This window comes from Streptomyces sp. R302 (assembly GCF_012927245.1).
Classification (GTDB): domain Bacteria; phylum Actinomycetota; class Actinomycetes; order Streptomycetales; family Streptomycetaceae; genus Streptomyces.
In genome coordinates this window covers 375,901-390,239 of sequence record NZ_JABBGE010000002.1, presented here as the reverse complement: position 1 = coordinate 390,239, position 14,339 = coordinate 375,901, and the positions used below count along the sequence as shown (strand labels likewise).

Below are 14,339 nucleotides of genomic sequence, written 5' to 3'. Positions count from 1 at the left end.
AGATGGATCGCATGATTACGACGGAGTACGACGGGTGCGGTAAGTGCCTGGTAGGGGTACGTCGCCTCTCTCGCAAGTCTGACTCCACCAACAGCCCGGAAAAGCAGCTCGGCCAGGTGCTCAGCGCGGTGGAAGCTGTCGGCGGGCACGTCATCGCGTGGGCGGACGACTGGGAGGTGTCGGGTGCGACCGACCCCGTGACGCGTCCGAAGCTCGGCCCGTGGCTCCGCGACGAGATGGGCCCGTACGACGGGATCGCCGGCTCGGCGGTCGACCGGATCGGGCGCAACCAGCGGGACGTACTGAACACGGCGTACATGGTCCACGAATCGGGCCGCCTGTTGATCACCTACGGCCACGACGGGCCGTGGAACCTGGACGACCCCGCCGATGAGATGCGGCTCTCCATGGAGTCCTTCGGCGCGCAAATGGAGCTTCGCGCGATCCAGAAGCGCAATCGGGACGAGACGAAGCGGGCGCGCAGCGCCGGACAGCCGAAGCAGAAGAACCGGTATGGGTACCAGTTCGTACGGCTCATCCCCACCGGCAACGTCGACCGGGTGGAACTGGACCCCGTGGCCTCCCTCATCCTCCGAGACGTCGCGGAACGCATCCTCGCCGACGAGACCGGAACGGTGACCGTCCACACCGAAGCCGCGCGTCTGAACCGCGCGGGTGTGCTGTCGCCTGCCGACCACCGCGCCGTGATGTACGGACGCAAGCCCAAGGGGACCTTGTGGAACGCCAAGGCTCTCAAGCGGATGCTCACCAGCGAAGCATCCTTGGGTTACCTCATGCACGACGAGCGCCCCGTGATCGGCCCGGACGGGCACGCCGTGCGCATCGCCGATCCGCTGTGGGACCACGCCACCCGTGACGCGCTGATCAAGAAGACGGCTCCGAAATGGACCGGGACCCGCGCGCCGAAGGGAGTACGTCTGCTCTCGGGGATCGCGTTCTGCGGCGGGTGCGGCCAACGGCTCTACATGGTGGCCCGGACGGGACAGAACCCGTCGTACGGCTGCACGGCGCGCACACGTGGCATTCCGTCGTCCGTCGGGTGCAAGCCCGCCCCCACCATGTCCGTCCCCATGCTGGACGAGCACGTGTCGACGTGGTTCCTGGCCGAGTACGGCGACCACCAGGTGATGCGTAAGGAGTTCGACCCCGGCACTGGCTACGCCGCTCGTATCGCCGAGATCGAAGCGGACCGTACGCGGCTCCGTGGCGACCGCCAGGCAGGCTTGTACGAGTCCGAGACTGACACGGAGTGGTACCGCACCGAGTACGCGCGGATGACTCGGGAGATCGAAGAGTTGAAGCGGCTCCCCGAGCGCCCGGCGGGGATGCGGTGGGTTCCCCTCGGCCGGACGATTGAGGATGATTGGAAGACGGCCCCGGATGATGTCGCCCGCAGGGGGATCCTGAATGAGTTCGACGTGCGCGTAATACTGCATCCGCGAGGAGCCAAGCACCGCGTACGCGTGGCCGGGCTTGATCCGGAACAGCGGGCAGCCGTGCAGAGGGCGGCGCGAGATGATGCGGAGGCGGCCACGTTGGCCGAGCTGGAATACGTCCACGCTGACGACTGACACCCGATTCTGATGCAGACCGGCCCCGGTAGCTCCCTCGCGGACCGCCGGGGCTTTCTGCTGCCCGCAGCAAGCCGTACGAGTGCCCCTCGCCAGCTCCCACGGCGGGGCCGCCCCACAGCGGGGCGAGGAGGTGTTGAGAGTGACGACTTTCGACACTTTTTGAGATAGCCAAGAAAAACCTAAGAGAAAGAGAAACCGGGGTCTCTGTCGTCACCCCGACACCGCTCGGCATCCTCGGGAAACCTTCGGTCCCTACTACTGGGGCACCAGGAAGGAATCGAGCGGGCCCGACCGTCCACCGCACGAAGCGGCGAGGACGCGGGCCACCTTCGGTTCCTACTACTGGGGCAAGAGAGAGCGGGACTACCGCGCACCCACCCCGAGGGGGATACCGGCGGACCGAGTGCCCGACTCTCTTCCAGCGTTGCCCGTGCAGCACGCACCCTCTCGGGGGTGGCCGCAGTGGTCGCGAGGCAACGCAAGCGGGGACCGCACCGCCCATGAGTAACCGCCCCTTGACCGGGGCGCCGAAAGGGGCCGTAAGCGCGTGCGGTCCCCACCGTGTCCAGACCGGTCCCGCCGGCGAGCCATGCTCATAGAGGCGGGGGTGCGGCTCGACGTGCGGCGCGGCGTCCGGGGCGGGTGGCGCAAGCTCGACACGCGGCGCGTGGACTTCACCACGCGTGGTGAGCTGGACCCCGTAGTGGAAGAACTCGGCGGAGTCGCGACGGCGCTGGAATCCGCAGTGCGCGGAGACGAGCCCACGCCGGGCGCGAGCTTGCGCCTGGTCGAACCTGCCCGCGAACCGGTCGCCGCGCAGCAGCCCCGAGACTGGCCCCGGCTGGGTTCACCCGCCGGGGTTCTCTGCTGCCCGCACACGGGCCTACAAGGAGCCTCGCCGGCTCGCCCTCGGGCGGGGCCGCCGGACAGCGAGAGGCGAAAAGGTGTTGGGAGTGTCGAACTTCGACTGTTTTTGGGGAAGCCAAGAAAAACCTAGAGAGAAGAGAGATTGGGGTCTCTGTCGTCACCCTCAACACCCCGTTGCCGTATCCGGTCCGCTGCTCGGTCCTCGCCGACGGCTCCGGAACTTTGAAATGTTACCCGCGTCACACTTGGTGTCCGTTTGGTCCGCCTTGAATAGTTTTGCGGGAAACCCTCGGTCCCTACTGTCCGCAAGCCAGGAAGCGGCCCAAGCTCGTGGGTCGCCGATACGGGGAGCGCGGGCAAGCCCCGCTCTCCCCTAACCACTGAGAGGGCTTGTACGGCCCTCCCCTGTAACCGGCGAGGAACGATGGACACAGCACGACACATAGAGGTCTGCGCGCTCCTGCGACGCGCTGAGAACGCCGCGCGGGACGCACTGAACGGCGACCAGGCCGCCGCGCATACAACGCTCGCGCTCGTGGCCGACGCACGGCAGCGCGCCGAGGACACGGGCTCCGGAACCTGTGCACACCCGAACTGCTCGAACGAACTGCACTACGCCGGGCGGGGGCGTCGCCCCCTCTACTGCTCGGCGGACTGCCGCACGGGCGTATACCAGGCCAAGCAGATGGCTGCGCGTGCGCTGATCGGCACCCCGAAAAGGGGTTCAGCATAGAGACACCCGAAAAACAGTTTCAGATCCGCCATCACAAACCCCCTGACGTGCCGTACGCAGGGGATTTTTCATGCCGAGACGCAATGGAGAAAGATCATGAGTGAATATCTCAACGGTGCCGCATTCCTGGACGGGAAGCGCGATAAGGGGCAGAGGCGCGCCGCCGCATTCAAGCGGGATGAGCGCATGGAAGCAATCGCCGAACTGTGCGACTCGCGCCCCGAAGTATTCGAAACGCTCGGCACGTCCATTCGGATGAGCCTTGGTTACTACGAGAACGACAAGAAGATTGCAGCCGAGCACGGCCGCGACGTGACGAAGGGTGCCAACTGATATGACCATCAACGAAATCGAGAAGGCCGCCGAACGCCTCGCAAAGCTCCAGGCGCAGGCTGAAAAGCTGTCTGCCCCGCTCGCGGACGCACAGGCTCAGTTGGAAGCGGCACAGGAAGCCGAAGCGACCCGCAGGGCCGAGCGCGGGGCGGTCTATGACCGACAGTTCGCCGATACCTGGCAGACGCGAGCCGAGGAAGCAGCACACTCCGGCGACGACGCCCACGAGCGGTTCATAAAGGCCCTCTCGGCCGAACCGTGGTTCGCCGCATACGTCGAATACCGCGCGGCACGCTACCGACGCGGACACGTCCTCACCGAGGCGCAGCGGGCACAGCGGTCCATCGGCAAACCGAACACGGTTCCCGAACAGCGCTGGTACGACGCGGAGATCCTGGACGCGATTCAGCGGGCAGTCGAGAAGCAGGCGGCCGAACTCGGCGCACAGTTCGCCAAGGAACTGACCCAGGCACGCGAGGACCACGTTTCCCGGAAGGACTAGAAATGGCTACAGACGCACTCGACCCCGGACCGGACGGCGATTACCCGTACTTCCCCCGCGACGACCAGGGACGGCCCGCATGGGCCGACACCGCAACGAACACAGAGACCGTGATGCCGAGAGGAGTTCAGCGAAAGCGGCACTCTGGCCGGCTCATGGTTATCGACCTCACACCCCGCCACCCGGACGGAACTCCAATCGATCCCCCGGCGATCCCTCCGAATGGCCCCCATGCCGCGTAAGCCCCGAACCCCCTGCCCGATACCCGGATGCCCCGAGTTGACGGCAGGGGGCCGCTGCAAGGAACACCAGCGACAGGCGAACAAAGAGCGTGCCTCGCGTGGCGGCGCTGTCTACACCACACAGTGGCAGCGCATTCGACGGGCCTACCTGTATGCAAACCCGTGGTGCGTGCTGTGTGGTCAGTCCGCGAATGTGGCCGACCATTTCCCACTCAGCCGACGCGAGTTGACCGCACGCGGCGAAGCGAACCCGGACGCGTGGAAGCATCTTCGGCCACTCTGCTCGACGTGCCATAACCGAGAGACCGCACGCAATCAACCGGGTGGATTCGCTGCGGAAGCTCGTTCACGGCGCGAGTCAGCCGAGCGTCCATCGCACTGACCAGGGGGGCACTCCCGTCGCCCCTGCTGAATGAGCGTGGGGGAGATGAAAAACTCTCGCCGGAGCAGCAGACGTTTTTGGGTAACCCAAAGGGACTCATCACCAGGAAGTGAGAATGCGTGGCAGACAGATATAGGCCAAAATCGGCAGTTCAGCGGGCCCGCGAGGGCAATCCATCAAAGTCCGCGATCAAAGAGGGTGTGATCGTGCCCCGCGCGATCCTCGCCGAGCCGGATTGGTCCGGTGTATTTCCGCCCTCATCCGATCCCGCCGTTGAACCGGCGAACGTACGTTGCCGGGAAGTCGCTTCCGAGGAGTGGCGGCGCATCGTTCCCGTTCTGGAAGTGGCCGCCGGTATCGGCGAAGTGGACCACCCCACAGTCAAGGACCTGTGCGTGTGTGTCGCCCGGATCGACCAGGCAGAGCGGGACCTTTCCGAGCGCGGACTGATCGTGACCGCCGAGCGGGGCACCGTGAAGAACGGCGCTGCGACGATCGCGGGGCAGTACCGTACCCAACTCGCACGCTACATCCGGGAGTTGGGACTCTCACCAAGCGCCCGCACCGCCATCACGGCACCGGATACAGAGGATGAAGGGTCGGAAATCTGGGACTAACGGAGTGGGCGTTTTCGGCGGCAAGGCTGCCGCCTACATGACCGGAGTCAAGAACGGCTGACACACACGCAGGCTGAGGCCCCGCACTCGTATCCCTCGGGGTAGCGGGTGCGGGGCTTTCGTGCGTTCGGCGGCGCCGGGCTGCGTCCTGAACTCCGCTCCCGCACTTGTCTCGACGTGCCCTTGACGCCGATCACGCGTCAGGGTGAGGCTCGTGCACGTCTGTGCAACCGACTCGCTAGGAGAGTGCCCAATGGCCCTAAAGTTCCTGGGGATTTGGCCCAACACCCCCGATGACGGCTCGCCCACGATCTGGCTGGACGACACCACCGGTGACCTCATCATCCAGTCATGGAAGGCTGATGAGGAGACGATCCGGCAGGCGCAGGAAGTCGGCTCGGTTCCGGGTCACTCGACGGACGTTCCGGACCACGAGACCGTGATCCGGCTCCCTGCGAACATGCTCCAGTTCATTCCCCGTCCGGACAGTGAGGACAACGGTGGCAACAGCGGTACGTGAATGCCTCGCCAAGGCGCAGCGCTCGGCGATGCACCTTGAGATGCGGGACAGCTACATGCGGGATGACCCGGAGTTCATCCGTTGGCAGGAAGGGCACCGGTACAACCCGGCGGACCGCGAGTCGTGGTGGCGGTCGTGGCTGGACGTGGTGGCCGAGACGACCGGGCGGGGTGTCGTCATGCGTCGTCTGCGTGTGGTCTCGGAGCCGCTGAGCGACTACGTCCGGTACGAGTACGACGGCACCTTTACGAACGTGGCGGCCGGCGAGGACGTCCGTTGGCTGCCTCGCTCGCGGGCGCGTGATCTGCTGCTCCCCGCGCTGGACGGGTGGGTCATGGATGAGGAAACCGTGATCCTCCACCACTTCAGTGGCGAGGGTCAGTGGACGGGTGCGCGCATGGAAGTCGTGCACGATCCGGCGTTGGCCGCGCAGTACGTCAGCGCGTATGAGGCAGCGTGGGAGCGCGCGATTCCTCACGCGGGGTACCGGCCCGCCTGATCACGAACCCATGGCTGTCTCTGCATCTTCCAGTGCCCAGCAGGCCCGGCAGGCTCTCGCGAAACGTCTCGCGGATCTCTGCCGGGATGCCGGGCTGACCGGTCTTGACCTGGCCGAGCGCTGCGGGTGGAGCCGGTCCAAGTCGTCGCGGATCATGAACGCCAAGACCCCCCCGTCCGCTGACGACATTCGGGCCTGGTGTCAGGCGTGCGGTGCCGAGGACCAGACCGAAGACCTGATTGCCACGCTGCGGACCGCTGAGGGCATGTGGGTCAACTGGCGCCGCATGGAGCGGGCCGGGCTCAGGCAGGCACAGGAAGCGCGCTTGCCGCTGTACCAGCGGACCCGTCGTTTCCGGTCCTACTCGTCGTGGCTCGTGCCCGGCATGATCCAGACGCAGCCGTACACCACGGCAGCGCTCCAAGCGATCCAGCGGCGGCGCGGCCTGGTGGACGATGTGGCCGACGCCGTGGCCGCCCGCATGGAACGTCAGCGCGTGCTGTACGAGGGGGACCGGCGGTTTGCGTTCCTCGTTGAAGAGTCGGTGTTGCGGGCCGGAATCGGCGGCGCCGAGGTCATGTCCGGGCAGCTCGGTCACCTGATCTCCATTGCCTCACTTCCCAATGTCAGCTTGGGAGTTGTGCCCATGCGACCCGATCGGGAGCGTTGGCCGGCTGAAGGATTCTGGATCTACGACACGGCCCAGGTCAACGTCGAATTGATCTCCGGCTACCTCACGATCACGCAGCCGAGCGAGGTGACCATGTACGCCGAGACGTTCGCCGAACTGGCGGCGCTGGCTGTCTACGGGGCCGCCGCTCGTGCGCTGATCACATCGGCGCTGGATGCTCTCGGGTAACTCGCGTGCAACCTCATGCAATCGCATGGGAGTTGGGGTTCTTCTCTCCCTAACTTGGTCGTCGTCGGACCACGTGAGGGGACACCAGCGATGGCGAGTACGACCAGAGACACGGACGCCCGCAGGGACGAGTACGCGACGTACGCGCCCGAGGGAGTGACCTGCCCCGAGTGCAACCAGCCGATCGGGGTGCTGGAGCCCTGCCGCCGGGGATCGGTGGAACGGCAGTCGGGACCGCCCGCCGTGGTCTACCGGCACAGCAAGTGCGCCAAGCCGTACCGGACCGCCTGATGACCCCTGCGCGGTTCCAGAGGCGTCCTGTGCGGCCGTTACCGGCCCCGGAGCTGGTGAGCCTCCTCGACAGCCCTGACAGCCCGTACAGGGACTCTCCCGAGGGCTGGTGGACGGAGTACGGCGGGGCCCAAGATCCCCGATCCGGGGTCGTGTACTTCCCGCCGGGCACCCCGCCGCCGAAGTTCGCCGACGGGGGCGAGTAGACCCGAAGACTCCCCGAGCACACTTCCGCGATTCAGGCCGGTGCGCTCGGGTGCACCACGCCCGTCCGGCGCAGCCCCTGTGGGGCGTGATTCCCTCCGGGCGGGTTCCCAAGATCCGTACGTAACCAAGAGAGGGAATGCCATGGGATGGGGAACGGGTAAGGGCGGCGGCGGAGGGAACGGGCAGCACTCCGGGGGGAAGGACCCGGGCACGTCCAAGCCGTCGTCCGACACCGCCAAGCCGAAGGACCCGCCGAAGCACAAGAAGGAAGACTGACGCAGGTGACAACACCGAAATTCGCCGCGTCCGAGCGAATCGCCCTGCGCGGTCTGCTCGGCGCGGTGAACGACGACATGGACGCGCCGGTGACGCCCGAGTGGGAGCGTGCGGCATGGAATGTTCCCCGGTCCGCCTTCGTCCCCGAGCGCGTCTTTCTGGGTGAGGGCCTGGTGCCGTGCAACCGGGCGGACGCTCCGGAAACGTGGCTTCGCGCGGTCTACGCCAACGATTCCGTCGTGACGCAGATCAACGACGGCGAGGACCCCGGCGACGGCGAGCGGTGGGCGTCATCGTCCGCCAGCGCCCCGAGCATCGTGTTTCGGATGCTGCACATGCTCGACGTCCACGAGGGACACCGGGTCCTGGAGATCGGCACCGGCACCGGGTGGAACGCGGGTCTCCTGGCCCATGTCGCCGGCCCGGGGAACGTGACGACCATGGAAGTCGACCCCGTGTTGGCCGGGGAAGCCGGGGAGCGTCTGCGGAAGGAGGGGGTGACCGCTGCCGTCGTGACCGGGGACGGGGCCGAGGGGTACCCGGACAACGCGCCGTATGACCGGCTCGTGGCGACGTGCTCCGTACGGTCCGTCCCGCGTCCGTGGGTCGACCAGGTGAAGCCCGGGGGCGTCATCCTCACCCCGTGGGAAAGTCCATGGGTCTGCTACGGACTGCTGCGCATGACCGTGGACGAGGCCGGAACCGCGTCGGGCCCGTTCTTGCCGCACTCCGCGTTCATGCTCATGAGGAACCAGCGCACCAATCTCCGGATCTACCGGGACGTGGTGCGCGACGGTCACCAGCCCGACGAGTCGACCACCAACCTTCCGCCGTGGCGGGTGGCCGGTGACGACCTGGCCGCGCAGTTCGCCATGGGGCTACAACTCCGGGACGTGTGGTGGACGTGGCATGACAACCCCGACGTGGAAGGGGTGGCGTCCCGACTATGGGTCGCCACTACCGACGCCACGTCGTGGGCAGCCGTGGACTGGGACGGGAAGTCGGACGACCGGTTCACCGTGTGGCAGCACGGCCCGCGCCGACTGTGGAACGAAGTGGAAGCTGCACACGCCTGGTGGCTGCTGCACAACCACCCCGGCCCGGAACGGTTCGGCCTGACAGTGACCGCAACGGGCGAGTCCGCGTGGCTGGACGACCCCGATCAGCCTGTTCCCCTGACCGGCTGACCCGCGAGACCGCCCCGCCTGTGCGCCGTACCCCGTGGCGCATGGGCGGGGTTCCTCTGTGCCGGGACGTGCCCTCTGGCTAGAATGTGCGTTTAGAGGGTGTTCCTGACCGCCACCGCCCTGCACTGGCTCCACAGCGAGCCCCTGGCCACCCTGTACGGGCAGGTCGCCGGGCTCGTCCGGGACGGCGGGGTCTTCATGAACGCCGACCACATGATCGACCCGGCCACCCCGCGGATCAACGCCGCCGAGCGCGCCCAGCGGCACGCCCGGATGGACGAGGAGAAGGCCGCCGGGGTCCTCGACTGGGCCGAATGGTGGGCGCTCGCCGCGAAGGACCCGGTCCTCGCCGAGCCCACCGCCCGCCGCTTCGAGATCTACGGCGAGCACGCCGACGGCGACATGCCGCCGGTGGGCTGGCACGCCGACACCCTGCGCGCGGCCGGCTTCGGCGAGGCCCGGCCGGTGTGGTGCTCGCCCTCCGACACGCTGCTCCTCGCGGTGAAGTAGGCGGGGAGGGGAGGGGCGGGGGAGGGCGTACGGCCTCCCCTACGTGCGAAGGGGCGTACGGCCTCCGGGCGCGTACGGTCTCCGGACGCAGGGCCGTCGGGCGCGCGTAGCCGGGCGCGTACGGCCTCCGGGCGCGTAGCCGGGCGCGTACGGCCTCCTGACGTGCGAAGGGGCGGTACGGGCTTCGCGCCCGTACCGCCCCTTTCGTCGTGCCGCTTACAGCACCTTCGACAGGAACGCCTTCGTCCGGTCGTGCTGCGGGTTCGTCAGGACTTCCCTCGGGTGGCCGGACTCGACCACCACGCCGCCGTCCATGAAGACCAGCGAGTCGCCGACCTCCCGGGCGAAGCCCATCTCGTGCGTGACGACGATCATCGTCATGCCCGACTCGGCGAGGTCACGCATGACGTCGAGGACGTCACCGACGAGCTCCGGGTCGAGCGCCGAGGTGGGCTCGTCGAAGAGCATCAGCTTCGGCTCCATCGCCAGCGCGCGGGCGATGGCGACGCGCTGCTGCTGGCCGCCGGAGAGCTGCGAGGGGTAGTTCCCCATCCGGTCGCGCAGGCCGACCCGGTCGAGCAGGCGCTCGGCCCGCTCGCGGGCGACCGCCTTGGTCTCGCCCTTCACCTGGATGGGTGCCTCCATCACGTTGGCCAGGGCCGTCATGTGGGGGAACAGGTTGAAGCGCTGGAAGACCATGCCGATGTCCCGGCGCTGGGCCGCGACCTCGCGGTCCCTCAGCTCGTAGAGCTTGTCGCCGTGCTGGCGGTAGCCGACCAGCTGGCCGTCGACGGAGAGCCGGCCGCCGTCGATCCGCTCCAGGTGGTTGATGCAGCGCAGGAAGGTCGACTTGCCGGAGCCGGACGGGCCGACCAGGCAGAACACCTCGCCGCTGCGGACCTCCAGGTCGATGCCGCGGAGGATGTGGGCGGCGCCGTAGGACTTGTGGACGCCCTCCGCCTTGACCATGAGCTCGCCGGTCATGCCGATGCCTCCGGGGAACGCTTGAACGTGGTGATGTTCGTCTTGACCCGCTGCCAGGGGGTGGGCGGCAGGTTACGCGTCGAACCGCGGGCGAAGCGACGCTCCAGGTAGTACTGGCCGACGCTGAAGACGCTGGTCAGCGCCAGGTACCAGATGGAGGCCACGAAGAGCATCTCCATCACGGCGCCGGCCGTGCTGCCGATGTTCGACGAGGCGCGGAGCAGCTCCGTGTACTGCACGGCCGAGACCAGCGACGAGGTCTTCAGCATGTTGATGAACTCGTTGCCCGTCGGCGGCACGATCACGCGCATCGCCTGCGGCAGCACGATCCGGCGCATGGTCTTCGTCTGGGACATGCCGAGCGCGTGCGCCGCCTCGGTCTGGCCCTCGTCGACCGACTGGATGCCGGCGCGGACGATCTCCGCCATGTACGCGCCCTCGTTCAGGCCGAGGCCCAGCAGGGCCACCATGAACGGGGTCAGGACCTGCGAGGTCTCGTCCTTGTAGATCGGTCCGAGGTTGATGTACTCGAAGATCAGGGCCAGGTTGAACCAGACGAGGAGCTGGACGTAGACCGGGGTGCCGCGGAAGAACCAGATGTAGAGCCAGGCGACGGCTCCGGTGACCGGGTTGTTCGACAGCCGCATCACGGCGAAGAGGATGCCGAGCACGAGGCCCAGCGCCATCGCGGTGACGCTGATGAGGATCGTCTTCCACAGACCGGTGAGGACGGACGGGTCGAACAGCTTGTCTCCGACCGTCGCCCAGATGATGTTGCCCTGGGAGAAGGCGTAGACGAGCCAGCCGAGGAGGGCCACGACCACGACGCCGCTGACCCAGCGGCCGTAGTGCCGGACCGGGATGGCCTTGATCGCCTCGTAGGGGGTGCCCGAGGGGCCGGACCCGGCCGGCGTGGCGGCCGGGTCCTTGCTGATCTTGTCAGTCATGACGACTGCCCTTCAGTGGTGCGAGGGGGGAGCGGGCAGGTCACTGGCCGGCGTTGATGGTGGCCTGCTTGACCGCGCTGCCCTCGACGTCCCACTTCTTCAGGGCCTCGGCGTAGGTGCCGTCCTTGATGATCGCGTCGAGCGCCTCCTTGACGGCGTCGCGCAGCTGGGTCTTGTCCTTGGAGACGGCGATGCCGAAGAGGCCGACGTCGCTCTGGCTGCCGACGACCTCGAAGTCCTTGCCGCCACCCGAGGTCTTCGCGATGTGCGCGGCGACCGGGTAGTCGTTCAGGTCGGCGACCGCGCCGCCGGCCTTCACGCGGGTCTGCGCCTCGGCGTCGGTGTCGAAGGCCTGGATCGTGAGCTTGTTCGAGCCGCACTTCTCGGCCTGGGCCTTGAAGGTGTCCTCGTAGATCGTGCCGCGCTGGACGGCGACGGTCTTGCCGCAGAGGTCGTCGAGGGAGTTGACGCCCTGCGGGTTGCCCTTCTTGACCAGCAGGGAGACGCCGGAGGAGAAGTAGTCGACGAAGTCGACGCCCTTGCCGATCTTCTTCCCGTTGTCGTCCAGGCCCTCCTGGCGCTTCTTGTTGTCCGTCATGGAGGACATGACGATGTCCTGGCGGCCGGTCTCCAGGGAGGTGATCAGGCCGTCGAAGGTGCCCGAGGTGAACTCGAACTTCACGCCGAGCTGCTTGGACAGCGCGGCGGCGATGTCGGGGTCGACGCCGACGATCTTGCCGTCCTGGGTGAACTCCATCGGCGCGTACGTGGCGTCCGTGCCGACCTTGATGACGCCGGCCTTCTGGATGTCGGCGGGCAGCTTCGAGAAGAGCGGGGCGGAGCTGACGGCGGCGCCGCCTTCCTTCGTGGAGCCGCTGTCGGTCTGGTCGCCGCAGGCGGTGAGCAGCATCGAGCCGGCGACCGCGATGGCGGCGACCGCGGCAAGACGGGAGGTGCGGGTCTTGGCGGCGGTCGTACAGCGCGTGGAGCGTGCGGTCATGGTCGGGATCCTCCGGCGTTGAGGGAGTTGCCATAGGCGTTGCCAAAAGGTCGCGTACGCGTCTTCGAGTGTCGCGACCTCGTGTGATTACGGCATCTTGCCATTCGGACCGCCTCAAACCGACGGCCACGGATGTCAAAATCGGGTAACGGGTCGCACCCGAATCCCGACAGGCCGGTACATCAAGGCCGGATCATCTTTCGTAGCCCTACCCGTTCGCCGAAGAATCTGCGGTTGATCTCGCCATTCGGACGGCACGAACAGAGCCAAACGGACGCCTCCGGCATCTTTCCTGATATCGAGTGACGAGTCGTTCTCCGTCCGCGTCCGGACGCACTCGGTATGAGTCGCGTCACCGACCGGATACAGACTCGTCTGCGGTGCCGTCTGTCCGGTAAGAAGGATCCTTACACCCCTCATCCGGGGCTCAGGGCGCGTTGTGCGGCGCGCCCGCGCGGCTGCCCGACACGGCGGCCGCGGGACCCGCCCACCGCTCCACACCAGGAGCGGAAACCCTCGAACAACAGACATAAGGGGTCTCACCCACATGGCAGCGGAGATCGTCAATCCTCTCAGCGAGAGTGCTACGGAAGGAGCTCCGGAGGAGCCCTTCGACCCGGCTTTCGCTCTTCACCGCGGTGGCAAGATGGCCATTCAGGCCACCGTTCCCGTCCGCGACAAGGACGACCTGTCCCTCGCGTACACGCCCGGCGTCGCCAAGGTGTGCACCGCCATCGCCGAGCAGCCCGAGCTGGTCCACGACTACACGTGGAAGTCCCAGGTCGTCGCCGTCGTCACCGACGGCACCGCCGTGCTCGGCCTCGGCGACATCGGCCCGGAGGCCTCCCTCCCGGTCATGGAGGGCAAGGCGATCCTCTTCAAGCAGTTCGGCGGCGTCGACGCCGTCCCGATCGCCCTCGCGACCACCGACACCGACGAGATCGTCGACACCGTCGTCCGGCTCGCCCCGTCCTTCGGTGGAGTGAACCTGGAGGACATCTCGGCGCCGCGGTGCTTCGAGATCGAGCGCAAGCTCCAGGAGCGCCTCGACATCCCGGTCTTCCACGACGACCAGCACGGCACCGCCATCGTCACCCTCGCCGCCCTGCGGAACGCGGCGAAGCTGACCGGCCGGACCCTCGGCGACCTGCGCGCCGTGATCTCCGGCGCGGGCGCGGCCGGTGTGGCCATCGCCAAGTTCCTCCTGTCGGCCGGCATCGGCGACGTCTGCGTCGCCGACCGCAAGGGCGTCGTCAGCAGCGACCGCGAGGACCTCACCGACGTCAAGCGCGAGATCGCCGGCCTCACCAACAAGGCGGGCCTCTCCGGCTCCCTGGAGACCGCCCTCGCCGGCGCCGACGTCTTCATCGGCGTCTCCGGCGGTACGGTCCCCGAGGCGGCCGTCGCCGCCATGGCCAAGGACGCCTTCGTCTTCGCCATGGCCAACCCGAACCCCGAGGTCCACCCCGACGTCGCGCACAAGTACGCGGCGGTCGTGGCCACCGGCCGTTCGGACTACCCCAACCAGATCAACAACGTCCTCGCGTTCCCCGGCATCTTCGCCGGCGCGCTCCAGGTCCGGGCCTCCCAGATCACCGAGGGCATGAAGATCGCCGCCGCCGACGCCATCGCCGGTGTCGTCGGTGACGAGCTCAGCGCCGACTGCGTCATCCCGTCGCCGTTCGACGACCGGGTCGCCCCGGCCGTCGCGGCCGCGGTCGCCGCCGCCGCGCGCGCCGAGGGCGTCGCCCGCCGCTGACCCCCGTCAGCGGAAGGCCCCGAGAGGGC

The 14,339-nt window shown here is 67.6% G+C and carries 14 protein-coding genes and 1 pseudogene; 12 read left to right on the top strand and 3 right to left on the bottom strand.

What is annotated here, in order from left to right:
* Positions 1 to 11 precede the first annotated feature (11 nt).
* From HHL19_RS07570 to HHL19_RS07525, 11 genes and pseudogenes are all read left to right on the top strand, one after another.
* On the top strand, positions 12 to 1,592 hold the full coding sequence (locus HHL19_RS07570; protein ID WP_169086900.1) for a recombinase family protein: 1,581 nt from the start codon (positions 12 to 14) through the stop codon (positions 1,590 to 1,592).
* Between the two features lie 1,699 nt (positions 1,593 to 3,291).
* Positions 3,292 to 3,528, top strand: coding sequence for a hypothetical protein (locus HHL19_RS07565; RefSeq protein WP_169086899.1), 237 nt, complete (start codon positions 3,292 to 3,294; stop codon positions 3,526 to 3,528).
* Between the two features lies 1 nt (position 3,529).
* On the top strand, positions 3,530 to 4,030 hold the full coding sequence (locus tag HHL19_RS07560) for a hypothetical protein (protein ID WP_169086897.1): 501 nt from the start codon (positions 3,530 to 3,532) through the stop codon (positions 4,028 to 4,030).
* 824 nt (positions 4,031 to 4,854) lie between these two features.
* The gene (locus HHL19_RS36745) at positions 4,855 to 5,271 is read left to right on the top strand and encodes a phage terminase small subunit P27 family (RefSeq protein ID WP_346770277.1); all 417 of its coding nucleotides are present in this window, start codon (positions 4,855 to 4,857) and stop codon (positions 5,269 to 5,271) included.
* A 253-nt stretch (positions 5,272 to 5,524) separates the two neighbouring features.
* Positions 5,525 to 5,791 (top strand): hypothetical protein, encoded by a 267-nt coding sequence (locus tag HHL19_RS07550; protein ID WP_069743205.1) that lies wholly within the window; start codon positions 5,525 to 5,527, stop codon positions 5,789 to 5,791.
* Positions 5,772 to 6,290, top strand: coding sequence for a DUF6879 family protein (locus tag HHL19_RS07545; RefSeq protein ID WP_346768529.1), 519 nt, complete (start codon positions 5,772 to 5,774; stop codon positions 6,288 to 6,290). The genes HHL19_RS07550 and HHL19_RS07545 overlap by 20 nt, the downstream gene beginning before the upstream one ends.
* A 10-nt stretch (positions 6,291 to 6,300) precedes the next feature.
* Entirely contained in the window at positions 6,301 to 7,149 is an 849-nt protein-coding gene (locus HHL19_RS07540) for a helix-turn-helix transcriptional regulator (protein ID WP_169086893.1), read from the top strand.
* Between the two features lie 90 nt (positions 7,150 to 7,239).
* Positions 7,240 to 7,440 (top strand): hypothetical protein, encoded by a 201-nt coding sequence (locus HHL19_RS07535; RefSeq protein ID WP_240981469.1) that lies wholly within the window; start codon positions 7,240 to 7,242, stop codon positions 7,438 to 7,440.
* Positions 7,441 to 7,788: 348 nt separating this feature from the next.
* A complete protein-coding gene (locus tag HHL19_RS38060; protein ID WP_277349235.1) occupies positions 7,789 to 7,923 on the top strand; it encodes a hypothetical protein in 135 nt (44 codons plus the stop codon).
* Positions 7,924 to 8,000: 77 nt separating this feature from the next.
* Positions 8,001 to 9,110, top strand: coding sequence for a methyltransferase domain-containing protein (locus HHL19_RS07530; protein ID WP_169086889.1), 1,110 nt, complete (start codon positions 8,001 to 8,003; stop codon positions 9,108 to 9,110).
* Between the two features lie 105 nt (positions 9,111 to 9,215).
* Positions 9,216 to 9,620 (top strand): annotated as a pseudogene (locus HHL19_RS07525) (SAM-dependent methyltransferase); the annotation flags it as partial.
* Between the two features lie 216 nt (positions 9,621 to 9,836).
* On the opposite strand, the gene HHL19_RS07520 reads toward HHL19_RS07525, so the two are convergent.
* Genes HHL19_RS07520 through HHL19_RS07510 form a run of 3 tightly spaced genes read right to left on the bottom strand, consistent with a single transcriptional unit; the run spans position 9,837 to position 12,551 of the window.
* Complete coding sequence (locus HHL19_RS07520; protein ID WP_169086887.1) at positions 9,837 to 10,604, bottom strand: amino acid ABC transporter ATP-binding protein; 768 nt, start codon at positions 10,602 to 10,604, stop codon at positions 9,837 to 9,839.
* The gene (locus HHL19_RS07515) at positions 10,601 to 11,551 is read right to left on the bottom strand and encodes an amino acid ABC transporter permease (protein ID WP_169086885.1); all 951 of its coding nucleotides are present in this window, start codon (positions 11,549 to 11,551) and stop codon (positions 10,601 to 10,603) included. The genes HHL19_RS07520 and HHL19_RS07515 overlap by 4 nt, the downstream gene beginning before the upstream one ends.
* Positions 11,552 to 11,591: 40 nt before the next feature.
* Complete coding sequence (locus tag HHL19_RS07510; protein ID WP_169086883.1) at positions 11,592 to 12,551, bottom strand: ABC transporter substrate-binding protein; 960 nt, start codon at positions 12,549 to 12,551, stop codon at positions 11,592 to 11,594.
* Positions 12,552 to 13,098: 547 nt separating this feature from the next.
* Here HHL19_RS07510 and HHL19_RS07505 point away from each other — a divergent pair.
* Positions 13,099 to 14,310, top strand: coding sequence for an NADP-dependent malic enzyme (locus tag HHL19_RS07505; RefSeq protein WP_169086881.1), 1,212 nt, complete (start codon positions 13,099 to 13,101; stop codon positions 14,308 to 14,310).
* Positions 14,311 to 14,339: the final 29 nt, after the last annotated feature.

Bases quoted from the DNA above. Each gene is read 5' to 3' on its own strand.
- HHL19_RS07565 (WP_169086899.1), top strand. From the start codon at position 3,292: ATGAGTGAATATCTCAACGGTGCCGCATTCCTGGACGGGAAGCGCGAT.
- HHL19_RS38060 (WP_277349235.1), top strand. From the start codon at position 7,789: ATGGGATGGGGAACGGGTAAGGGCGGCGGCGGAGGGAACGGGCAGCAC.
- HHL19_RS07560 (WP_169086897.1), top strand. From the start codon at position 3,530: ATGACCATCAACGAAATCGAGAAGGCCGCCGAACGCCTCGCAAAGCTC.
- HHL19_RS07550 (WP_069743205.1), top strand. From the start codon at position 5,525: ATGGCCCTAAAGTTCCTGGGGATTTGGCCCAACACCCCCGATGACGGC.
- HHL19_RS07510 (WP_169086883.1), bottom strand. From the start codon at position 12,551: ATGACCGCACGCTCCACGCGCTGTACGACCGCCGCCAAGACCCGCACC.
- HHL19_RS07515 (WP_169086885.1), bottom strand. From the start codon at position 11,551: ATGACTGACAAGATCAGCAAGGACCCGGCCGCCACGCCGGCCGGGTCC.
- HHL19_RS07520 (WP_169086887.1), bottom strand. From the start codon at position 10,604: ATGACCGGCGAGCTCATGGTCAAGGCGGAGGGCGTCCACAAGTCCTAC.
- HHL19_RS07535 (WP_240981469.1), top strand. From the start codon at position 7,240: ATGGCGAGTACGACCAGAGACACGGACGCCCGCAGGGACGAGTACGCG.
- HHL19_RS07505 (WP_169086881.1), top strand. From the start codon at position 13,099: ATGGCAGCGGAGATCGTCAATCCTCTCAGCGAGAGTGCTACGGAAGGA.
- HHL19_RS07570 (WP_169086900.1), top strand. From the start codon at position 12: ATGATTACGACGGAGTACGACGGGTGCGGTAAGTGCCTGGTAGGGGTA.
- HHL19_RS07530 (WP_169086889.1), top strand. From the start codon at position 8,001: ATGGACGCGCCGGTGACGCCCGAGTGGGAGCGTGCGGCATGGAATGTT.
- HHL19_RS07540 (WP_169086893.1), top strand. From the start codon at position 6,301: ATGGCTGTCTCTGCATCTTCCAGTGCCCAGCAGGCCCGGCAGGCTCTC.